The organism is Streptomyces sp. NPDC127108, assembly GCF_042677545.1.
GTDB lineage: Bacteria > Actinomycetota > Actinomycetes > Streptomycetales > Streptomycetaceae > Streptomyces.
The window spans coordinates 27,386-48,707 of the sequence record NZ_JBHXTE010000008.1 but is presented as its reverse complement, the minus strand read 5'-3'; the positions used below and the strand labels follow the sequence as shown (position 1 = coordinate 48,707).

At 72.9% G+C, this 21,322-nt stretch carries 14 protein-coding genes; 9 read left to right on the top strand and 5 right to left on the bottom strand.

Features of this window, described 5'->3' with window-relative positions; translation table 11 throughout:
• Positions 1-3: 3 nt before the first annotated feature.
• Genes ACFVHO_RS08715 through ACFVHO_RS08705 form a run of 3 tightly spaced genes read right to left on the bottom strand, consistent with a single transcriptional unit; the run spans position 4 to position 4,662 of the window.
• The gene (locus tag ACFVHO_RS08715) at positions 4-981 is read right to left on the bottom strand and encodes a hydroxymethylglutaryl-CoA lyase (protein WP_385711613.1); all 978 of its coding nucleotides are present in this window, start codon (positions 979-981) and stop codon (positions 4-6) included.
• Positions 978-3,026 carry an acetyl/propionyl/methylcrotonyl-CoA carboxylase subunit alpha gene (locus ACFVHO_RS08710; RefSeq protein ID WP_385711839.1) on the bottom strand — a complete coding sequence of 683 codons (2,049 nt, stop codon included), beginning with the start codon at positions 3,024-3,026 and terminating at the stop codon, positions 978-980. Before ACFVHO_RS08710 ends, ACFVHO_RS08715 begins: the two co-directional genes overlap by 4 nt.
• A gap of 19 nt (positions 3,027-3,045) precedes the next feature.
• Positions 3,046-4,662, bottom strand: a complete 1,617-nt coding sequence (locus ACFVHO_RS08705) for a carboxyl transferase domain-containing protein (RefSeq protein WP_385711611.1) — start codon at positions 4,660-4,662, stop codon at positions 3,046-3,048.
• A gap of 83 nt (positions 4,663-4,745) precedes the next feature.
• On the opposite strand from ACFVHO_RS08705, the gene ACFVHO_RS08700 reads away from it, so the two are divergent.
• From ACFVHO_RS08700 to ACFVHO_RS08685, 4 genes are all read left to right on the top strand, one after another.
• Positions 4,746-5,393 carry a TetR/AcrR family transcriptional regulator gene (locus tag ACFVHO_RS08700; protein WP_385711609.1) on the top strand — a complete coding sequence of 216 codons (648 nt, stop codon included), beginning with the start codon at positions 4,746-4,748 and terminating at the stop codon, positions 5,391-5,393.
• 155 nt (positions 5,394-5,548) lie between these two features.
• Positions 5,549-6,706: an acyl-CoA dehydrogenase family protein gene (locus ACFVHO_RS08695; RefSeq protein ID WP_385711607.1), complete on the top strand. Its 1,158-nt coding sequence runs from the start codon at positions 5,549-5,551 to the stop codon at positions 6,704-6,706.
• A 7-nt stretch (positions 6,707-6,713) separates the two neighbouring features.
• Positions 6,714-7,595: an acyl-CoA thioesterase gene (locus ACFVHO_RS08690; RefSeq protein WP_385711605.1), complete on the top strand. Its 882-nt coding sequence runs from the start codon at positions 6,714-6,716 to the stop codon at positions 7,593-7,595.
• 90 nt (positions 7,596-7,685) lie between these two features.
• The gene (locus ACFVHO_RS08685) at positions 7,686-8,609 is read left to right on the top strand and encodes a cation diffusion facilitator family transporter (protein WP_385711603.1); all 924 of its coding nucleotides are present in this window, start codon (positions 7,686-7,688) and stop codon (positions 8,607-8,609) included.
• Positions 8,610-8,686: 77 nt separating this feature from the next.
• Here the strand turns inward: ACFVHO_RS08685 and ACFVHO_RS08680 are convergent, their stop codons facing one another.
• Both ACFVHO_RS08680 and ACFVHO_RS08675 read right to left on the bottom strand, forming a co-directional pair.
• Positions 8,687-9,466: a phosphatase gene (locus tag ACFVHO_RS08680; protein ID WP_380854922.1), complete on the bottom strand. Its 780-nt coding sequence runs from the start codon at positions 9,464-9,466 to the stop codon at positions 8,687-8,689.
• A gap of 337 nt (positions 9,467-9,803) precedes the next feature.
• A complete protein-coding gene (locus ACFVHO_RS08675) occupies positions 9,804-11,450 on the bottom strand; it encodes a PucR family transcriptional regulator ligand-binding domain-containing protein (RefSeq protein WP_385711601.1) in 1,647 nt (548 codons plus the stop codon).
• 191 nt (positions 11,451-11,641) lie between these two features.
• Here ACFVHO_RS08675 and ACFVHO_RS08670 point away from each other — a divergent pair, with 191 nt between their 5' ends.
• From ACFVHO_RS08670 to ACFVHO_RS08650, 5 genes are all read left to right on the top strand, one after another.
• On the top strand, positions 11,642-13,111 hold the full coding sequence (locus ACFVHO_RS08670) for a sodium:solute symporter (protein ID WP_385711599.1): 1,470 nt from the start codon (positions 11,642-11,644) through the stop codon (positions 13,109-13,111).
• 264 nt (positions 13,112-13,375) lie between these two features.
• On the top strand, positions 13,376-14,398 hold the full coding sequence (gene speB / locus ACFVHO_RS08665) for an agmatinase (RefSeq protein WP_385711597.1): 1,023 nt from the start codon (positions 13,376-13,378) through the stop codon (positions 14,396-14,398).
• Positions 14,395-16,080 carry a thiamine pyrophosphate-binding protein gene (locus ACFVHO_RS08660; RefSeq protein ID WP_385711595.1) on the top strand — a complete coding sequence of 562 codons (1,686 nt, stop codon included), beginning with the start codon at positions 14,395-14,397 and terminating at the stop codon, positions 16,078-16,080. Before speB ends, ACFVHO_RS08660 begins: the two co-directional genes overlap by 4 nt.
• A 99-nt stretch (positions 16,081-16,179) precedes the next feature.
• Positions 16,180-17,109: a serine hydrolase gene (locus ACFVHO_RS08655; protein WP_385711593.1), complete on the top strand. Its 930-nt coding sequence runs from the start codon at positions 16,180-16,182 to the stop codon at positions 17,107-17,109.
• 357 nt (positions 17,110-17,466) lie between these two features.
• Positions 17,467-21,237 (top strand): ABC transporter ATP-binding protein, encoded by a 3,771-nt coding sequence (locus ACFVHO_RS08650; RefSeq protein WP_385711837.1) that lies wholly within the window; start codon positions 17,467-17,469, stop codon positions 21,235-21,237.
• Positions 21,238-21,322: the final 85 nt, after the last annotated feature.

Here is a 21,322-nt window from a genome sequence, read left to right as displayed (position 1 = left end):
TTCTCACTGCTCCTGGTGGGAGAGGGCACGCACGGTGCGGGACGGGCTCGGTCGGCCCAACTGGCCGGCCATCCACACGCTGGTGGCGGTGAGACGGCCGAGGTCGACCCCGGTCTCGATGCCGAGGCCGTGAAGCATCCACACGAGATCTTCGGTGGCGAGGTTTCCGGTGGCGCTCTTGGCGAACGGGCAGCCGCCGAGGCCGCCCGCGGACGCGTCCACGGTGGTCACTCCGTGCTGCAGGGCCGCCAGGGTGTTGGCGAGCGCCTGGCCGTAGGTGTCGTGGAAGTGCACGCCGACGCGGTCCGTGGGCACGCCCTGTTCGTTGAGGGCGGCGAGCAGTTCCTGTACGTGGCCGGGGGTGGCCACGCCGATGGTGTCGCCGAGGCTCAGCTCGTCGCAGCCCATGTCGAGCAGCGCCTTGCACACCCGGACGACCTGCGCGATCGGGACGGCGCCCTCCCAGGGGTCGCCGAAGCACATCGACAGATAGCCGCGCACGTGCACCTGGTCGTGCGCGCTCTCCGCCTCCTTCGCCCGCGCCACCACCGGCTCGAACATGGCGAGCGCCTCGTCCACCGTGCGGTTCAGGTTGGCCTTGGCGAAGGACTCGGTGGCGCTCGCGAACACCGCGACGCGGCGGGCGCCGAGCGCGAGGGCGCGGTCGAGGCCGCGGGCGTTCGGGACGAGCACCGGCAGGTGCACGCGCTTGGTCCGCGCGAGGTCGTCGAGGAGCGGGAACAGGTCCTCCGCGTCGGCCAGTTGGGGCACCCACTTGGGGTGCACGAAGCTGGTCGCCTCGATGGTGGTGAGGCCCGCGTCGGCGAGGCGGTGGATGAACTCCGCCTTCACCTCCGTGGGGACCGTCGCCTTCTCGTTCTGCAGGCCGTCCCGCGCGCCCACCTCGTGGATGCGGACGCGGGGCGGCAGTTCCTCGGCCGGGACGACCATGGGCAGGGCGCCGGGGGATCGTGCGGTCATGACGCGTCCTCCTCCGCGGGGGTCACCACGGCCAGGACCTGGTCCATGGCGACCGTGGTGCCCGGGGTGACGTCCAGTTCGGTGACGGTGCCCGCGTGCGGTGCGGAGATGACGTGCTCCATCTTCATCGCTTCCACCACCAGCAGGCTCTGGCCCGCGGTCACCTCGTCGCCCGGGGCCACCTTGACCACCGTCACGGTGCCGGGCATCGGGGCCGTCAGGGCGTCCACGCCCGCGTGGGCGGCGCCGCTGAGGGCGGCTTCCACGGGGTCGTGGTCCCGCACGTCCCAGGCGTCGCCGTCACGGCCGAGCCAGGTGCCGGTGCGGTGGAAGGTGTGGGTGCGGTCCTGGTGGTGGAGGGTGACGGTGGTCGGCCCTGCCGGGGGCTCCCCAAGCCCACCCCTTCCCGAAACCGGGGGCAGGCCCCCGGGCCCCCCGAGGTCGACCTCGACGTCGCCGTCGGGAGAGAGCCGGGTACGTACGACGACCGGTTCGTGCCCGGGCACCCGCAGGTGGTGCACCGTCCACGCGGCTTCGCCGCCGAGCCGCCAGCCGGTGGGCACGGAGAACGGGTCCAGCCATCCTGCTGCCGCCGTCGTCGTGGGCGGTCGTCCCGCAGGGCGGGACGGGTGGGCACGACGGACCCGCACCAGCGCGGCAGCCATATAGACCTCGGCCGGGACGTCCGGGTCCACCAGACCCTCGGCCTCCCGCTCCACGAGCCCCGTGTCCAACTCCCCGGCCACCACCGCCGGATGCGCCAGCAGCCTCCGCAGGAACCCCGCGTTCGTCGGCACCCCCAGGGTCACCGTCTCCGCGAGCGCCCCGCGCAACTTCCGCAGGGCCGTCGCCCGGTCGGGCCCGTACGCGATGACCTTCGACAGCATCGGGTCGTACAGGCTCCCGACCTCCGTGCCCTCGCTGAGCCCGGAGTCGGTGCGCACGCCGTCGCCGGACGGCTCGTGCAGGGCGAGGACGGTCCCGCCGGACGGCAGGAAGCCGCGGGAGGGGTCTTCGGCGCAGACGCGGGCCTCGACGGCGTGCCCGGTGAGCGTGATGTCGTCCTGGGCGAAGGGCAGGGGTTCGCCGGAGGCCACCCGGAGCTGCCATTCGACCAGGTCGAGGCCTGTGATCAGCTCCGTGACGGGGTGCTCGACCTGGAGGCGGGTGTTCATCTCCATGAAGTAGTACGAGGCGGGGTCGTCGCCGGGGACGATGAACTCGACGGTGCCCGCGCCGACGTACCCGCAGGAGCGCGCGGCCTCCACGGCGGCGGCCCCCATCGCGGCGCGCGTCGCCTCGTCGAGGAGGACGCTGGGCGCCTCCTCGATGATCTTCTGGTGGCGGCGCTGCAGGGAGCACTCGCGCTCGCCGAGGTGGACGACGTTGCCGTGCGCGTCGGCGAGCACCTGGATCTCGATGTGCCGGGGCCGGTCCACCCACCGCTCCACGAGGAGGGTGTCGTCGCCGAAGGAGGCGCGGGCCTCGCGCCGGGCGGCGGCGATCTCGTCGCCGAGCAGGTCGGCGTCGCGGACCAGGCGCATGCCCTTGCCGCCGCCGCCCGCGGAGGGCTTCAGGAGCACGGGGGTGCCGATCTCCCGGGCGGCGTCGATGAGTTGGGCGTCGGTGAGGCCGCTGCCGGAGGAGCCGGGGACGACGGGCACCCCGGCCTTCCGCACGGTCTCCTTGGCGCGGATCTTGTCGCCCATCAGGTCGATGGCGGTGGCGGGCGGGCCGATGAAGGAGAGCCCGGCGTCCGCGCAGGCCGCCGCGAAGGCGGCGTTCTCGGCCAGGAAGCCGTAGCCGGGGTGGACGGCCTGGGCGCCGGACGCGGTGGCGGCGGCCAGGAGGCGCTCGGCCGACAGATAGCTCTCGGCGGCCGGGGCGGGCCCGAGCCGCACCGCCGTGTCGGCCTCGCGGACGTGCCGGGCGTCGGCGTCGGCGTCGGAGAAGACGGCCACCGAACGGACGCCGAGCGCCCGCAGCGTACGGATGACGCGGACGGCGATCTCGCCCCGGTTGGCCACAAGGACTGTGTCGAACATGCTCATGGGGTCTGGTCCCTCACATCCGGAAGACGCCGAAGCCGCGTTCGCCCAAGGGCGCCCCGGCACACGCGGTCAGAGCCAGGCCGAGCACCTGGCGGGTCTCCAACGGGTCGATGACACCGTCGTCCCACAGCCGTGCCGTGGCGTAATAGGCGTTGCCCTGCTGTTCGTACTGCGCGCGGACCGGGGCCTTGAAGGCGTCCTCGTCCTCGGCCGACCACTCCTCGCCGCGTCCTTCGAGCTGGTCGCGCTTGACGGTGGCGAGGACGGATGCCGCCTGCTCGCCGCCCATCACGGAGATCTTGGCGTTGGGCCACATCCACAGGAAGCGCGGCGAATAGGCCCGGCCGCACATCGAGTAGTTGCCCGCTCCGTACGATCCGCCAACCACCACCGTCAGCTTCGGGACGCGGGTGCAGGCCACGGCCGTGACCATCTTCGCGCCGTGCTTGGCGATGCCCCCGGCCTCGTAGTCGCGGCCGACCATGAAGCCGGAGATGTTCTGCAGGAAGACCAGCGGGATGCCGCGCTGGTCGCACAGCTCGATGAAGTGGGCGCCCTTCTGGGCGGACTCGGAGAACAGGATGCCGTTGTTCGCGACGATGCCGACGGGGTGGCCGTGGATGTGCGCGAAGCCGGTCACCAGGGTCTGGCCGTACTCGGACTTGAACTCGGCGAAGCGCGAGCCGTCGACGACGCGGGCGATGACCTCGCGGACGTCGTAGGGGGTGCGGGAGTCCGTCGGCACCGCGCCGTACAGACCGAGCGGGTCGACCTTCGGCTCCTCGACCGGACGGACCTCCCAGGGCAGGGCGCCGCGCGCGGGGAGCGTGGAGACGATGGTGCGGACGATGCGCAGGGCGTGCGGGTCGTCCTCCGCGAGGTGGTCGGTGACGCCCGACACCCGGGAGTGGACCTCGCCGCCGCCCAGCTCCTCGGCCGTGACGACCTCGCCGGTGGCGGCCTTCACCAGGGGCGGGCCGCCGAGGAAGATCGTGCCCTGGTTGCGGACGATCACGGCCTCGTCGCTCATCGCGGGGACGTACGCCCCGCCCGCCGTGCAGGAGCCGAGGACCGCGGCGATCTGCGGGATGCCCGCGCCGGACATCCGGGCCTGGTTGTAGAAGATCCGCCCGAAGTGCTCGCGGTCGGGGAACACCTCGTCCTGCATCGGCAGGAAGGCGCCGCCCGAGTCCACCAGATACAGGCAGGGGAGGCGGTTCTCCAGGGCGATCTCCTGCGCCCGCAGGTGCTTCTTGACCGTCATCGGGTAGTACGTCCCGCCCTTGACGGTCGCGTCGTTGGCGACGATCACGCAGTCGCGCCCGCTGACCCGGCCGACGCCCGCGATGACGCCGGCGGCCGGGGCGGCGCCGTCGTACATGCCGTCGGCCGCGAGCGGGGCCACTTCGAGGAACGGCGAGCCGGGGTCGAGGAGGGCGTCCACGCGGTCGCGCGGCAGCAGCTTGCCGCGCGCCACGTGCCGCTGCCGGGCGCGCTCGCCGCCGCCGAGCCGGGCCGCCGCGAGTTTGCCGCGCAGCTCCTCGGCCAGGGCGCGGTGCGCCGTCTCGTTCGACCGCCAGGCTTCCGAGGCGGGGTCCGCCGCGCTCGCGAGGACTGGTGCCTGTTGCATCCGCTGTGCTCCCACTGTTAGTGAGCGTTAACGTATGTCGCTAAGGTTAACGACCGCTAACCGCGCTGTCTAGAATTGCTTCCATGGCCACCAGGACCGACGCCCCCACCCGCCGTGAGCAGATCCTCAAGGAAGCCGCCAGGCTCTTCGCCGAGCGCGGCTTCCACGGCGTCGGCGTGGACGAGATAGGGGCCGCCGTCGGGATCAGCGGGCCCGGCCTGTACCGCCACTTCGCGGGCAAGGACGCGATGCTGGCCGAGCTGCTCGTGGGGATCAGCGAGCAGTTGCTGCGGGGCGGTGAGCGCCGGGCCGCGGAGGCCGCGGGGTCGCCGGGTGCCGTGCTCGACTCGCTCATCGAGGGCCACATCGACTTCGCCCTCGACGACCGCCCGCTGATCACTCTCCACGACCGGGAGCTGGACCGCCTGCGGGACAGCGACCGCAAGCTGGTCCGCTCGCTCCAGCGGCGGTACGTGGAGCTGTGGGTTTCCGCGGTGCGGGACGTGTACGCGGGACTGGCCGAGGCGGAGGCGCGGGCGTCGGTGCACGCGGTCTTCGGCCTCCTCAACTCGACACCGCACCTGGGGCGGCCGGGGTCGCTGCCGGACCGCGAGGGGACGGCGGATCTGCTGCGGCGGCTGGCGCACGGCGCCCTGGCGGCGGCGGGGAATTTGAGCCCGTCATGGGGGTCCCCCCTGCTCGAGCGAAGCCGAGAGCTTGGGGGAGATTGAGGACGAGTAGGCCGAAGGCCACGATCGACGGCGCCCCGGACCGGCGGTCACGATTTTCGCCCTGGACGGTCACGCGAACCCACGGGTAACCTCGCCCTGAGCAAGCGCTTAGCCAAGAGACGCTTGGCCGGATCCGTGACCCAGGGAGCTCAACCGTGCGGCGTACCGTCTTCAACGAGGACCACGAGGCATTCCGGGAGACCGTCCGGGCCTTCATCGAGGCCGAGGTCGTGCCCGTGTACGACGAGTGGTTCGCGGCCGGCCAGGCGCCGAGGGACTTCTACTACAAGCTCGGCGAGCTCGGCGTCTTCGGCATCCGCGTCCCCGAGGAGTTCGGCGGCGCCGGCATCGACTCGCACAAGTTCGAGGCCGTCATGTACGAGGAGACGGCCCGCGCGGGCGTCTCCTTCGGCGGCTCCGGCGTGCACGTCCTGCTCGGCCTGCCGTACATCGAGATGCTCGCCACCGACGAGCAGAAGAAGCGCTTCCTGCCCAAGTTCGTCTCCGGCGAGGAGATGTGGGCGCTCGCCATGACCGAGCCCGGCACCGGCTCCGACGTCGCGGGCATGAAGACCACCGCGAAGCTCTCCGAGGACGGCACGCACTACGTCCTGAACGGCGCCAAGACCTTCATCACCGGCGGCGTGCACGCCGACCGCGTGATCGTCTGCGCCCGCACCTCCGCCCCGCGCGAGGACGACCGCCGCTTCGGCATCTCCCTGTTCGCCGTCGACACCAAGTCCGCGGGCTACTCCGTCGGCCGCAAGCTCGACAAGCTCGGCCTGAAGGTCTCCGACACCGCCGAGCTGGCCTTCGTCGACGTCAAGGTGCCGGTCGAGGACCTGCTCGGCGAGGAGAACAAGGGCTTCGCCTACCTCGGCCACAACCTCGCCTCCGAGCGCTGGGGCATCGCCTTCGGCGCCTACGCGCAGGCCAAGGCCGCCGTGCGGTTCGCCAAGGAGTACGTCCAGGAACGCGCCGTCTTCGGCAAGTCCGTCGCCTCCTTCCAGAACACCAAGTTCGAACTGGCCGCCTGCCAGGCCGAGGTGGACGCCGCCGAGGCCGTCGCCGACCGCGCCCTTGAGGCCCTGGACGCGGGCGAGCTGACCCCCGCCGAGGCCGCGAGCGCCAAGCTGTTCTGCACCGAGGTCGCCCACCGCGTCATCGACCGCTGCCTCCAGCTCCACGGCGGCTACGGCTTCATGAACGAGTACCCGATCGCCCGCCTGTACGCGGACAACCGCGTCAACCGCATCTACGGCGGCACCAGCGAGGTCATGAAGATGATCATCGCGAAGTCGATGGGTCTGTAACTCGCCGATGAGCGAGGAACTCGAAAGGCTGCTCGGCCTCCTCGACCTGGAACGGGTCGAGGAGGACATCTTCCGCGGCGTCAGCCGGACGTCGCTCGTGCCGCGCGTCTTCGGCGGCCAGGTCGCCGCGCAGGCCCTGGTCGCCGCCGGACGCACCGCCCCCGGCGACCGGGCCGCACACTCCCTCCACTCCTACTTCCTGCGCCCCGGCGACCCCGGCGCGCCCATCGTCTACACCGTCGACCGCATCCGCGACGGGCGCTCCTTCACCACGCGCCGCGTCGTCGCCGTGCAGCACGGCCAGCCGATCTTCCACCTCTCCGCGTCCTTCCAGGCGTACGAGGAGGGACTCGACCACCAGGACGGGATGCCGCCCGCGCCCGACCCCGAGACGCTGCCCACCGCCGCCGAGTCGCTGCCCGGGTACGAGGACGTCCTCGGGCCCGACGTCGTGCGGCGGCTCCTCGAAGCACGGGCCGCCGTCGACCTCCGGTACGTGGACGAACCCCCGTTCGCCAGCGTGGGCGCGCCCCGGCAGGCGCGGTCCCAGGTGTGGTTCCGCACCAACGGCAAGCTCGGCACCGAGCCCGCGGGCTCGCTCCTGCACCTGTGCCTCGCCACGTACGTGTCCGACATGACGCTCCTCGACTCCGTGCTCCTCGCCCACGGGCGCGGCGGCTGGGCCGTCGGGGACGTCGTCGGCGCCTCGCTGGACCACGCCATGTGGTTCCACCGGCCCTTCCGGGCGGACGAGTGGCTCCTCTACGACCAGGAGTCGCCGTCGTCCGGCGGCGGGCGCGGGCTCGGGCAGGGTCGGATCTGGACGATGGACGGGAAGCTGGCGGTGACCGTGATCCAGGAGGGCGTGGTGCGGGTGCCCCGGGGCTGACGTTCCGGCGCACCGCGGCCTGCACTGCGCCGCTCCGAGCGGCCCGTACACGGCCGCCCCGAGGTCGCAATTCGGGCATACTGCCCCACCATGGGTGAACCCGCAGCCGAAAGCACCTTCACCGTCCTCGTCGCCGCCCTCGCCAACCTCGGCATCGCCGTCGCCAAGGCCGTCGCGGGGGTCGTCAGCGGGTCCAGCGCGATGCTGTCGGAGGCGGCGCACTCCGTGGCCGACACCGTCACGGAGCTGATGCTGCTCGTCTCGCTGAAGAGCGCGCGGCGCCCCGCCGACGAGGACCATCCGCTCGGCTACGGCGGCGCCCGCTACATCTGGGCGCTGCTCGCCTCCGTCGCCACGTTCGTCGGCGGCGGCGTCTTCGCCGTGTACGACGGCGTCCACACCCTCACGCACGGCGAGGAACCCGGCGATCCGCTCGTCTCGTACGTCGTCCTCGGCATCGCCTTCCTCCTGGAGGGCTACTCCCTGCGCACCGGCCTGAAGCAGGCGCGCGGCGAGGCCGACCGGTTCGGGGTGCACGTCAAGCACTATCTGCGGCACACGCCCGACACCGCCGTGAAGGCCGTCGTCATGGAGGACTCGGCCGCCCTCGCGGGCCTCGTGCTCGCCGCGGGCGGACTGCTCGGCGGACAGCTCACCGGCTCCGGCGTCTGGGACGGCGTCGCGTCGCTGTGCATCGGCGTGCTGCTCGTGTACGTGGCCTGGGTGCTCGGGCACGCCAACGCGGAGCTGCTCATCGGGCGGCCGCTGCCCTCGCCCATCCGGGCGGCTGTGCGGGACGAACTGCTCGCGGACCCGCACGTGGTGGACGTCCTGGAGCTGACCACGCTGCTCCAGGGCCCCAAGGAGGCGATGGTGGCCGCCAAGGTCAACTTCCGGGACGTGTCCACGGCCGCCGACATCGAGCTGGCCTGCGACCGGATGGCCCAGCGGATCCAGGATCGCTTTCCCGCTGTGAGCCGGGTGTACTTGGACCCGACGCCGGGGCGCCGTTGATCGTGGCCTTCGGCCTACTCGTCCTCAATCTCCCCCGAGCTCTCAAGGAGCAGGGGGGACCCCCACGACCGGCTTTTCTATCCCAGCCCGGCCGCGTCCAGCAGGTAGGCCGTCATCGGGTCGTAGAACCGCGGGCTCGTCACGTGGTCGTCCAGTGGCACCGTGACCTGGACGGTGCCCTCGGCCTCGCCGATGAACAGGGCGGGGTCGTTGCAGTCCGCGTACCCGACGGAGTCGATCCCGCGCTGGCCCGCGCGGCCCGCCCAGCCGTGGTCGGCGACCACGAGGTCGGGCAGCGGCCGCTCCTCGCGAAGGAGCCCGTCCAGGATCGCGTTCATCGGCTCCGGCGAGTGCGTGTGCCACAGCGTCGCGCCGCGCTCCAGGACGGCGACGTCCGCGAACTGGAAGACGAAGCCCTCGTCGGCGGTGAGCCCCTCCGGGATGACGACGATCTCGCAGCCCGCGGCGCGCAGCGCGGCGGCCGTGGCGCGGTGCACGTCGAGCAGGCCGCCGGGGTGACCGGTCGCGAACAGCACGCGCTCCTTGGCGGACGCGGCCTTGCGCAGCCGCCCCGCCATCCGCTCCAGGGCGTCGACGGTCAGCTCCGGGTCGATCGTGTCCTGGCCCTGGCGGTACTCGGGGTCGTCGTTCACGCCGCAGCGCTCGGCCATCACCGCGAGCACGTCCTGCTCGTCGGTCCAGCGGTCGCCCAGCTCCAGGCCCAGCCAGTAGTGGCGGTCGCCGTTCGCGAGTTTGCGGTAGTGGGAGAGGTTGTTGTCGCGGGGCGTCGCGACATCGCCCGCGATGCGGGTGCGGACGAGATGATCGACGAGCGCGGCGCGGCTGGGTATCGGCATGCGTCCCATTGTGCCGTCGTCAACGACCCCGGCGCGGGCCGTCCCGCAGGCCGGACCTGTGCGGCGACTCACGTTCGGGGGGCGGGCGCGTGCGGGACGCGGCGGAGGGGACTGTTCCGCGGGGGCGGTCCACGCCGCGGCCGTCGGGGCGGGAACGGGGCCGGTCCCGGGCGGGCCGAGTGCTGTTCCGGGGGTGAGTCCTGAGCCTTGGCGACGGGTGGCGTTGCGGGTGCGGCGGAGGGGGCGAGTGGTGGTGCGGGGGTGCTCCGGGGCGCGGGGCTGTCCGTGAATGCTCCGGGGCGTGCGGGGTGGTTCGACGGGGTGGGGCCCGCTGTGCTCAGCCCTCTCCACCCCTGCGCCCCAGCGCGAACCACAGCTCCATGCGGACGTCCGGGTCGTCCAGGTTCGCGTCGAGCAGGGTCGCGCAGCGGGTGATGCGCTGGCGGACGGTGTTGCGGTGCACGGTCAGGGCGGCTGCCGTGCGGTCCCAGCTGCCGTGCAGGGACAGCCAGGTGCGCAGGGTCTCGGCCAGGGGGCCGTTGTCGCCGAGCGGGGCGAGCAGGGTCCGCGCGTGCGCGTCGGCCTCGGCGGGTGCGACGAGCCCGGCCAGGCCGGTCTCGCGGTGCCGCACCAACGGCACCCGGGTCGCCTCGGCCCGGCGCAGGGCCCGCGCGGCCTGCGCGTCGGCGGCGGGCAGCCCCTCGGCACCGGCGGGCGCGGAGACCCCGAGCGTCCAGCCGGTCTGCGGGGCGGGCTCCCGGTCGGCGGGCAGGAGCAGGCGTACGGGGCGGGCGGCGCCGTCGTCGCCCGCCCGGCCCTCGTCGCCCGCCCGGGCGGGATCGTCCGCCCTGCCCTCGTCCGCCCTGCCCCCGTCGGCCCCCCTCCCCTCGTCCGCCAGCACGCTGTCGAGGGCCGCCGCCAGGGACGCCGGGGTGGGGGGTGTCCGTTCGTGGTCGCCGCGGCGTACGCGGGCGTGGACGACGGTCCACCTGTCCGCGCCGAGCAGCGGGGTCACGTCCTCGGGGGCCGCGCCCAGCAGCAGTCGTACCAGCGCCGCCGACCGGGCCGACTCGGCCGCGCCCTGGTGCGGTGCGGTCAGGAGGGACAGGAGCACGGCGGCGACCCCGGCCAGCGTGTGGTCGCCCGGTTCCCGTTGCCGCGTGGCGACGCCGAGGGCGAGGCCGTGCGCCCCGGCGAGTGCGTACGCGGTGAGGTGGGTCCCGGTGACCGTGTCGGTGGCGGAGGCGGGCGCCGGGCGCGGAGCCCGCTCGGCCTGCCGCCCGCCCTGCGCGCCGCCCGGATTCACCACCCCCACCAGCCGCCCCAGGGCCGCCCCCGCCCCCGGCTCCGGCGGGGTGCCCGCGCTCTGCGTGGGGGTGCCGTCGGCCCCGTACAGCGCCGCGTACCCGCCGAGGCGGGCCGCGAGTTGGCGGAGCAGGGCCGGGACCGGGTCCGGGCGGGACGCCGCCGCGGCGAGGCCCTGCTGGGCCTGGGCGACGCGGCGGAGTTCGGCGTGCCTGGCCTCGGCCATGAGCTGCCAGACCGCGCGGGCGATGCCGCTGAAGGTCGTGCGCGGGGGCACCTCGAGGAGCGGGAGGCCGTGGCGTTCGCAGGCGTCGACCAGGGCCCGCGGCACGGTGTCGTGCACCGGGGCCACCCCGAAGCCGAGCGCGGCGCCGCCCGCCGCCACGATCCGCGCCGCGTACGTGTCGAGCCGGTCGGCCGCGCCGTCCGCGTCCGCCGCCGGGACGTGCACCCCGGCCGTGAGCAGCAGCTCGCCGCCCAGCAGGTACGGGTACGGGTCGGCCATCTCCGAGGTGTGCACCCAGTGCACGACGGCGCCGGTGCGCGCCGCGTCCGGGCCCGCGATCTGGCGCAGGCCCAGCTCCTCGTGGGCGAGCAGGGCGGTCAGGGGGACGGGTGGGGTCGGGGGAGCGGCGGGTGGGGCGGTCGGGTCTGATGTGGGGTCGGGCGTCGACGCCATGGACACTTCCTCCATTCACCGCTCGGAGAGTGTAGGAAACGTACACTTCAGCGTCGCTTTCCGGCCACCTAAGGTCGTGCCGACCGAGGCCTCGGGTACGGGCGGATGTCCCCGCGGCCGGTCACCGCGGCGTCAGCGCCGCACTCCACCCGCACGACACGCCACCGACCGAGCGCGCAAGGAGGCCCCCCATGGCCGTCGACTACACAGTGATCGTCGTCTATCTCGCCGGGATGCTGGCCATGGGCTGGTGGGGCATGCGCCGCGCCAAGTCCAAGAGCGAGTTCCTCGTGGCGGGGCGCCGCCTCGGTCCCTGGATGTACTCGGGCACGATGGCCGCGATCGTCCTCGGCGGCGCCTCCACCATCGGCGGCGTCGGCCTCGGCTACACCCACGGCCTGTCCGGCGCGTGGATGGTGTTCACCATCGGCCTCGGCCTGCTCGCCCTGTCGGTCTTCTTCTCGGCCAGGATCGCCCGACTGCGGGTCTACACGGTCTCGGAGATGCTCGACCTGCGCTACGGCGGCCGCGCGGGCGTCCTCTCCGGCGTCGTCATGTGGGCGTACACGCTGATGCTCGCGGTCACCTCGACCATCGCGTACGCCACCATCTTCGACGTCCTCTTCGACATGAACCGCACGCTCGCCATCGTCATCGGCGGCTCCATCGTCGTCGCGTACTCCACCCTCGGCGGCATGTGGTCCATCACGCTGACCGACATGGTGCAGTTCGTCGTCAAGACGGTGGGCGTGCTGCTCCTGCTCCTCCCCATCGCCGTCGTCAAGGCCGGCGGCTTCGGGGAGATGCGCGACAAGCTGCCCGACGAGTACTTCGCGCCGCTCGGCATCGGCGCCGAGACGATCTTCACGTACGTCCTGATCTACACGTTCGGCATGCTCATCGGGCAGGACATCTGGCAGCGCGTCTTCACCGCGCGCAGCGACAAGGTCGCCCGGTACGGGGGGACCGTCGCCGGGACGTACTGCCTCGTGTACGCCCTCGCCGGGGCCGTCATCGGGACCGCCGCGAAGGTCATGTACCCGAAGCTGCCCAGCGCCGACGCCGCCTTCGCCACCATCGTCAAGGACGAACTGCCCATGGGTGTGCGGGGGTTGGTGCTCGCCGCCGCCCTCGCCGCCGTCATGTCCACCTCGTCCGGGGCGCTCATCGCCTGTGCGACCGTCGCCAACAACGACATCTGGGCGCGGGTGCGGGGCGCTGTCCGCGCGGACTCGGGCGGGGGCGAGCCGCACGACGAGGTGAAGGGCAACCGGCTCTTCATCCTCGTCATGGGCATCGCCGTCATCTGCGTCTCCATCGCCCTCAACGACGTCGTCCAGGCGCTCACCGTCGCCTACAACCTGCTGGTGGGTGGGCTGCTCGTGCCCATCCTGGGCGGGTTGCTGTGGCGGCGCGGGACCGGGGCGGGGGCGCTGGCCGCCGTCGTCGCCGGTGGGCTCTCCGTGGTCGGGCTCATGTGGTGGTACGGGATCCTCGCCAACGAGCCCATCTACTACGGGCTGCTCACCTCGCTCGTCGTGTACGTGGGTGTGTCCCTTGCCACGCCGCCCACCGATCCGGCGACGCTGGCCGCCTGGCGTGAGCGGGTCGCTGGGCGCGGGGCCGAACCAGTGGCGGCGGAGGCGTCGGTGACCGCATGAGAAGTCCCCGAACCACCCCTTCCCAGAAACCGGGGGCTGCCGCCCCCTGGACCCCCGCTGATCGGCGCTTCGCGCCTCGTCCTCAATCGCCGGACGGGCTAGAACATGTGCGGCTGAGTTCTTAGCCCCTCCGGCGTTTGAGGAGCGGGGTCTGGGGCGGAGCCCCAGTTTCGGTGAAGGGGCGGGACTGGGGCGCACCCGCGAGGCCCACGACCGCGCGACACTTGACCACGTACAACCAGCAATACCAGGAGGAATCCGACCATGAGCAGCAGCGTGACGAACGAACCCCGTGGCCCTGTCGACTCCTCGCGCGTCCCGCGCTACGCGGGCCCCGCGACGTTCGCCAGGCTGCCCCGCCTCGACGAGGTCGGCACGACGGACATCGCCGTCGTCGGCGTCCCCTTCGACACGGGCGTGTCGTACCGCCCGGGCGCCCGCTTCGGCGGGAACGCGATCCGGGAGGCGTCCCGCCTCCTGCGCCCGTACAACCCGGCCCAGGACGCGTCCCCCTTCGCCCTCGCCCAGGTCGCCGACGCGGGCGACATCGCGGCGAACCCGTTCAACATCAACGAGGCCGTGGAGACGATCGAGGCGGCGGCCGACGACCTCCTCGCGACCGGCGCGCGCATGATGACGCTCGGCGGCGACCACACCATCGCGCTGCCGCTGCTGCGGTCCATGGCGAAGAAGCACGGCCCGGTCGCGCTGCTCCACTTCGACGCGCACCTGGACACGTGGGACACGTACTTCGGCGCGGAGTACACGCACGGCACCCCGTTCCGCCGGGCCGTGGAGGAGGGCATCCTCGACACCTCGGCGCTCAGCCACGTCGGCACCCGAGGCCCGCTGTACGGCCGCCAGGACCTCACGGACGACGAGAAGATGGGCTTCGGCATCGTCACGTCGTCGGACATCTACCGCCGCGGCGCGGACGAGGTCGCCGACCAGCTGCGCCAGCGCATCGGCGACCGGCCGCTGTACATCTCCATCGACATCGACTGCCTCGACCCGGCGCACGCCCCGGGCACGGGCACGCCGGAGGCCGGCGGCATGACGTCGCGGGAGCTCCTGGAGATCCTGCGCGGGCTCTCCTCCTGCAACCTCGTCTCCGCCGACGTCGTGGAGGTCGCGCCCGCCTACGACCACGCCGAGATCACGGCCGTGGCCGCCTCCCACACCGCGTACGAGCTGACGACGATCATGTCCCGGCAGATCGCCGGTGCCCGGGACGCCGCCATGGTCCAGGCGATCGCCGCCCAGGGGACCGTGGAGGCCGCCCGGTGACCCACGACCACGACCTGGTCCTTCGCCCCACCGAGGCGCAGACCCGTGCCGCGCTGAACCCCCCGCCCGGCCGCAACGGCGGTGATCTAGTGGTCGAGACCCTCCAGGGCCTCGGCGCCACCACCGTCTTCGGCCTGCCAGGACAGCACGCCCTCGGCATGTTCGACGCGCTGCGCCGCTCCTCCCTGCGGTACGTGGGGCTGCGCGTCGAGAACAACACCGGCTTCGCCGCCGACGCGTACGGCCGGGTCACCGGTGAGGTCGCGCCGCTGCTCCTGTCGACGGGGCCCGGCGCGCTCACCTCGCTGGCCGCGCTCCAGGAGGCCGCCGCCGGGTCGTCGCCGGTGCTCGCCATCGGCAGCCAGATCCCGGTCGCCGGGCTCGGCGGCGGACGCCACGGCTATCTGCACGAACTGCGCGACCAGCAGGCCTCGTTCCGGGACGTGGTGAAGTCCGTGCACACCGTGCGGACCGCCTCGCAGATCCCCTCCGCCGTCGCCGCCGCCTGGCAGTCCGCGCTCACCGCGCCGCACGGTCCCGTGTGGGTGGAGATCCCCCAGGACGTCCTCCTCGCCGAGACCACGCTGCCGGTCGTCACGGCCGTCGACGCGACCCCGCACGAGGTCGTGCCCCGGCCCGAACTCACCGCCGTGGCCGCCGACCTGCTGACCCGCGCCGAGCGGCCCGCGATCATCGCGGGCGGCGGTGTCGTGCGCGCCGACGCCTCCGGCAAGCTGCGCGCGCTCGCCGAGCGGCTGAACGCGCCCGTCGTCACGACCTTCGGTGGCAAGGGCGCCTTCCCCTGGGAGCACCCCCTCTCGCTCCAGTCGTGGCTGGAGGACCGGCACACCACCGACTTCCTGGAGGACGCCGACGTCCTGCTCGTCGTCGGCTCCGGGCTCGGCGAACTGTCGTCCAACTACCACACGTTCAAGCCCCGCGGCCGGGTGATCCAGATCGAGGCCGACCTCGGCAAGCTGGAGTCCAACCACCCGGCGCTCGGCATCCACGCGGACGCCAGGATCGCCCTCTCGGCGCTCCTGGAGACCGTCGGGGAGCGGCCCGACCCCGCCGCCCCCGATCGGGTGCGCCAGGTCCTCGCCGCCGTACGGGAGCGGATCGACGGGCAGGAGCTGACCCTGGAGCAGGACGTCCTCGCCGCCGTGCGGGCCGCCCTGCCCGACGGGTCCCCGTCCTTCTGGGACATGACGATCCTGGCCTACTGGGCCTGGTCCGCCTTCGACGCGCGGCGGCCCAACACCATGCACTCCGCGCAGGGCGCGGGCGGCCTCGGCTACGGCTTCCCGGCCGCGCTCGGCGCCGCCGCGGCCGACCCGACGCGGCCCGTCCTCGCGGTGTCCGGCGACGGCGGCGCGATGTACTCGATCGCGGAGCTGGCCGCCGCCAAGCAGTACGGGCTCGACGTGACCTGGCTCATCGTCGACGACGGCGGCTACGGCATCCTGCGCGAGTACATGGCCGACGCCTTCGGCGAGGCGACCGGCACGGAGCTCGCCCGGCCGGACTTCGTGGCGCTCGCCGAGTCCTTCGGGGTACCGGGCACGCGGACCTCGCCGGAGCGGCTGCGGGACGACCTGGCGAAGGCGCTGGCCGAGCCGGGGCCGAGCGTCGTCGTGCTCCCGGCGGTGCTGCGGATGTTCGCGCCCACGCACCTGGGCTGAGATTTTTCGTTTTTCGTGCAACCTTTCACCGGGTCCGGTGAGTCAAGTGGAACGCGTGCGCCGGGGGCGTACGCGTGTCCGACTACGGGGGGAACCTCCATGACTCACCGCATATCCCGGCGTGCCCGCGTCCTGAGCGCGGGGGCGGCCGCCGCCGTCCTCGTGCCCGTCGCCGGGGTGGCGGCCGCCACCCCGGCCGCCGCCGCGACCGCCCAGGTCAAGTGCACCTCGTCGACCCAGCCCGAGCTGGCGAAGAAGCTGACGAAGGACATCACGGCCGCCCTGAAGAACCGCAAGGGCACCATCGCCGTGGGCTTCCACGACAAGGCCACGAAGACCACCTGCGCGCTGCGCGGCTCCACCGCCTTCGACTCGGCCAGCGTCGTCAAGGTGACCGTGCTCGCGACCCTCCTCTGGGACGCGAAGAAGACGAACCGGTACCTGACGGACCGCGAGTCCAAGCTGGCCACCGCCATGATCACCAAGTCGGACAACGACGCCACCAGCGCGCTGTGGCGGCAGCTCGGTGTCACCAAGGTCAAGAAGTTCCTGGCCGCGGCCAAGATGACCAAGACGGTGCCGGGTTCGGGTGGGTACTGGGGTCTCACCCGCATCAACGTCACCGACGAGCAGAAGCTGCTCGCCCTGATCACCGGCAAGAACGCCGTGCTCAGCGACAACGCCCGCGCGTACATCCTGAAGCTGATGGGCAAGGTCGTCCGCGACCAGCGCTGGGGCACCCCGGCGGGGGCGCCGTCCGGCACCTCCATCGCCGTCAAGAACGGCTGGCTGCCGCGGGCCACGCACGGCTGGCGCGTGCACTCCATCGGCGCCTTCAAGGGCCGTGGCCACGACTACACGATCTCTGTCCTCACCCACGGCAACAGCAGCATGAACTACGGCGTCGACACCATCCAGAAGGTCTCCAAGGCCATCCACAAGGACCTGACCCCGATCAGCCAGGCCCCCGCGCGCTTCGCCCCGACGGAGACCCCGAAGGAAGCAACAGTCCCGGTCCCGCAGTCCTGACACCGGGCCTCGGCCCGGCCCGGGAGCCCGGCTCGGGAGCCCGGCTCGGCCGGAGCCGGCCTCGGGCGGGGGAAGTGGTTTGCGGGGCCGAGTCGGCAACCGGCGGGGGACCGGCCCGTCCGGCGCACAGGGGGCGTGGGGAACGCCCAGGCCGGGCCGTGGGGGACAGAGGGGCGGGTGGGCGGGGGAAACAGCCCGTCCGGCGTTTGAGGACGAGGCGCGGAGCGCCGAAAAGGCAGGGGGAACGGGGGCGCAGCCCCCAGCTGTTTTGTTGCGGCGGGATGAAAACGGTGGACGCCCGCGTTGGGCCTCTCGGCAGGTCAGGTCGACGGGAGGCGGACAGTGGCGGAGCAGCCGGTGACACCGGGGCAGCCGGAGCGGCCAGCGCAGCCGGAGCGGCCGGGGCAGCCCGGGCAGGGGTGGGCCAAGCGGCTGTGGGGGTATGCCTGGCGGCACCCCGTGGACGTCGTGCTCGCGCTCGGCTCGTCGCTCGGCGGCATGGCCGTCATGGCGTTGGTACCGCTGTTCACGAAGGTCGTCATCGACGACGTGATCGGCGATCACAGCAGGTCCATGGGCCCCTGGGCGGCCGCCCTCATCGGCGCCGCGGTCCTCGTCTACGTGTTCACGTACATCCGGCGCTACTACGGCGGCCGCCTCGCCCTGGACGTACAGCACGACCTGCGGACCGAGATGTACGACACGGTCACGCGGCTCGACGGCCGCCGGCAGGACGAGCTGTCCACGGGGCAGGTCGTCGGCCGCGCGACCAGCGACCTCCAGCTCATCCAGGGCCTGCTCTTCATGCTGCCGATGACCATCGGGAACGTCCTGCTGTTCGTGATGTCGCTGGTGATCATGGCGTGGCTGTCCCTGCCGCTGACCCTGGTCGCCCTCGCCGTCGCCCCCGCCCTGCTCTGGATCGCCCGCCGCAGCCGCTCCAAGCTGCACCCCGCCACCTGGTACGCGCAGGCCCAGGCCGCCGCCGTCGCGGGCGTCGTGGACGGAGCCGTCGGCGGCGTACGCGTGGTGAAGGGCTTCGGGCAGGAGGAGCAGGAGACCGGGAAGCTCAGGGAGGTCGGACGGAGGCTGTTCGCGGGCCGCCTGCGCACCATCCGGCTGAACTCCCGCTACACCCCGGCCCTGCAGTCCGTGCCCATGCTCGGGCAGGTCGCGATGCTGGCGCTCGGCGGCTGGCTCGCCGTCAAGGGCGAGATCACGCTCGGCACGTTCGTGGCGTTCTCCACCTACCTCGCCCAGCTCGTCGGCCCCGTCCGCATGCTCGCGATGGTCCTGACCGTCGCCCAGCAGGCCCGCGCGGGCGTCGAGCGCGTCCTTGAGCTCATCGACACCGAGCCGACCATGACGGACGGCACGAAGGAGCTGCCGACGGACGCCCCGGCGACCGTCGAGTTCGACGACGTGTCGTTCGCGTACGAGGACGGCCGCCCGGTCCTCGACGGGCTGAGCTTCGAGATACGCCCCGGCGAGACCCTCGCCGTCGTCGGCTCCTCCGGCAGCGGCAAGTCGACCGTGTCCCTGCTCCTGCCCCGCTTCTACGACGTGTCGCGCGGCGCCGTCCTCATCGGCGGCCACGACGTGCGCGAGCTGACGCACGACTCGCTGCGCGCGGCCATCGGCCTGGTCCCCGAGGACTCCTTCCTCTTCTCCGACACCGTCCGCGCGAACATCGCCTACGGCCACCCCGACGCCACCGACGAGGAGGTCGAGCGCGCCGCCCGCGCCGCCCAGGCCGACCGCTTCATCGCCGAGCTGCCCGAGGGCTACGACACCAAGGTCGGCGAGCACGGCCTGACCCTCTCCGGCGGCCAGCGCCAGCGCGTCGCCCTGGCCCGCGCCATCCTCACCGACCCCCGGCTGCTCGTCCTCGACGACGCCACCTCGGCGGTGGACGCCCGCGTCGAGCACGAGATCCACGAGGCCCTGAAGGAGGTCATGCGGGGGCGCACCACGCTCCTCATCGCGCACCGCCGCTCCACCCTCAACCTCGCCGACCGCATCGCCGTCCTAGACGGCGGCCGCCTCGCCGACATCGGCACCCACGAGGAGCTGGAGCGCCGCTCACCGCTCTACCGGCGCCTGCTCACCGACCCCGACGAGCTGGGCGGCGTCTCGCCGGGACACGTCGCCCCCACCGCGCCCGCCGAGGCCGTCGAGGACACCTCCGTGCGCGAGGAGCTGGACGCCGAGTTCGACGCCGAGCGCGGCATCACCCCGCGCCTGTGGGTCGGCGACCGCGAGCCCCGCGACACCGACGCGGGGGCGCTCGCCGGGTCGCCCGCGACGCCTGAACTCCTCGCCCAGGTCGACGCGCTGCCGCCCGCGAACGACACCCCCGCGATCGACGAGGCGCGGGCCGTCGCCCCCGAGGAGTCGTACGGACTGCGCAGACTCCTGCGCGGCTTCGGCGCGCCGCTCGCCCTGAGCCTGCTGCTCGTCGCCGTCGACGCCGGGGTGGGCCTGCTGCTTCCCGTGCTGATCCGGCACGGCATCGACGAGGGCGTCACCCAGCTCGCCCTCGGCGCCGTGTGGACGGCGTCCGCGCTCGCGCTCGTCGCCGTCGTCGTGCAGTGGGCGGCGCAGACCGGCGAGATCCGGATGACGGGCCGCACCGGCGAGCGGGTCCTGTACGCGCTGCGCCTGAAGATCTTCGCGCAGCTCCAGCGGCTCGGCCTCGACTACTACGAGCGGGAGCTGACCGGGCGCATCATGACCCGGATGACCACGGACGTGGACGCCCTGTCCACGTTCCTGCAGACCGGCCTGGTCACCGCGTTCGTCTCCGTCGTCACCTTCTTCGGCATCCTGGTCGCGCTCCTCGTCATCGACGTCCAGCTCGCCCTCGTGGTCTTCGCGACGCTGCCGCTCCTGGTCGTCGGCACGTTCTTCTTCCGCCGCGCCAGCGTCAAGGCGTACGAGCTGGCGCGCGAGCGGGTGTCGGTCGTCAACGCCGACCTCCAGGAGATGGTGTCGGGGCTGCGGATCGTGCAGGCCTTCGGGCGCGAGCGCTCCGGCAGCGCGTCGTTCGCCGCGCGCAGCGCCGAGTACCGCGCGGCCCGCATCCGCGGCCAGTGGCTGATCTCGGTGTACTTCCCGTTCGTGCAGCTCCTGTCGTCCGTGGCCGTCGTCGCGGTCCTGATCGTGGGCGGGCACCGGGTCGACGCGGGCACGCTCACCACCGGCGCCCTGGTCGCCTACCTCCTCTACATCGACCTGTTCTTCGCGCCCGTGCAGCAGCTGTCCCAGGTCTTCGACGGCTACCAGCAGGCGACGGTCTCCCTCGGCCGCATCCAGGAACTGCTCCAGGAACCCGCGTCCACCAAGTCCGCCGACGAGCCCCTCGACGTGCTCTCCCTGCGCGGCGAGATCGCGTTCGAGGACGTCGACTTCGGCTACGGCTCGGCCGACGAGCCGGAGGCCGCGCTCAGCGGGGTCCGCCTTCGCATCCCGGCCGGGCAGACCGTCGCCTTCGTCGGCGAGACCGGCGCGGGCAAGTCCACGCTGGTCAAGCTGGTCGCCCGGTTCTACGACCCGACGTCGGGCCGGGTCACGGTCGACGGCACCGACCTGCGCTCCCTGGACCTCACCTCGTACCGGCACCGGCTCGGCGTCGTCCCGCAGGAGGCCTATCTGTTCGCGGGCACGATCCGCGACGCCATCGCCTACGGCCGTCCCGACGCCACCGACGCCGAGGTCGAGGCGGCGGCGCGGGCCGTCGGCGCGCACGACATGATCGCCACGCTCGACGGCGGTTATCTGCACGAGGTCTCCGAGCGCGGCCGCAACCTGTCGGCAGGACAGCGCCAGCTGATCGCGCTGGCCCGCGCCGAACTCGTCGACCCCGACATCCTGCTCCTCGACGAGGCCACCGCCGCCCTCGACCTCGCCACCGAGGCCCAGGTCAACCAGGCCACCGACCGCATCGCGGGCAAGCGCACGACGCTGGTCGTCGCCCACCGCCTGACCACGGCAGCCCGCGCGGACCGCGTGATCGTGATGGACCACGGCCGGGTCGCCGAGGACGGCACGCACGACGAGCTGCTCGCGCGGGACGGGCGGTACGCGGAGCTGTGGCGGACGTTCGTGGGGGAGCCGGTGGGGGCGTAGCCAGGGGCGCCTGGTCGGGGCGCCCGACCAGGCGGTTCACGGGCGACAAAAGTGATAGGTCGGATTCCGCAACCGTTCGGTGAGG

Excerpts from the sequence above, each read along its gene's own strand:
- ACFVHO_RS08715 (WP_385711613.1), bottom strand. The coding sequence starts at position 981 with ATGACCGCACGATCCCCCGGCGCCCTGCCCATGGTCGTCCCGGCCGAG.
- ACFVHO_RS08710 (WP_385711839.1), bottom strand. The coding sequence starts at position 3,026 with ATGTTCGACACAGTCCTTGTGGCCAACCGGGGCGAGATCGCCGTCCGC.
- ACFVHO_RS08705 (WP_385711611.1), bottom strand. The coding sequence starts at position 4,662 with ATGCAACAGGCACCAGTCCTCGCGAGCGCGGCGGACCCCGCCTCGGAA.
- ACFVHO_RS08700 (WP_385711609.1), top strand. The coding sequence starts at position 4,746 with ATGGCCACCAGGACCGACGCCCCCACCCGCCGTGAGCAGATCCTCAAG.
- ACFVHO_RS08690 (WP_385711605.1), top strand. The coding sequence starts at position 6,714 with ATGAGCGAGGAACTCGAAAGGCTGCTCGGCCTCCTCGACCTGGAACGG.
- ACFVHO_RS08685 (WP_385711603.1), top strand. The coding sequence starts at position 7,686 with ATGGGTGAACCCGCAGCCGAAAGCACCTTCACCGTCCTCGTCGCCGCC.
- ACFVHO_RS08680 (WP_380854922.1), bottom strand. The coding sequence starts at position 9,466 with ATGCCGATACCCAGCCGCGCCGCGCTCGTCGATCATCTCGTCCGCACC.
- ACFVHO_RS08675 (WP_385711601.1), bottom strand. The coding sequence starts at position 11,450 with ATGGCGTCGACGCCCGACCCCACATCAGACCCGACCGCCCCACCCGCC.
- ACFVHO_RS08670 (WP_385711599.1), top strand. The coding sequence starts at position 11,642 with ATGGCCGTCGACTACACAGTGATCGTCGTCTATCTCGCCGGGATGCTG.
- speB (WP_385711597.1), top strand. The coding sequence starts at position 13,376 with ATGAGCAGCAGCGTGACGAACGAACCCCGTGGCCCTGTCGACTCCTCG.
- ACFVHO_RS08655 (WP_385711593.1), top strand. The coding sequence starts at position 16,180 with ATGACTCACCGCATATCCCGGCGTGCCCGCGTCCTGAGCGCGGGGGCG.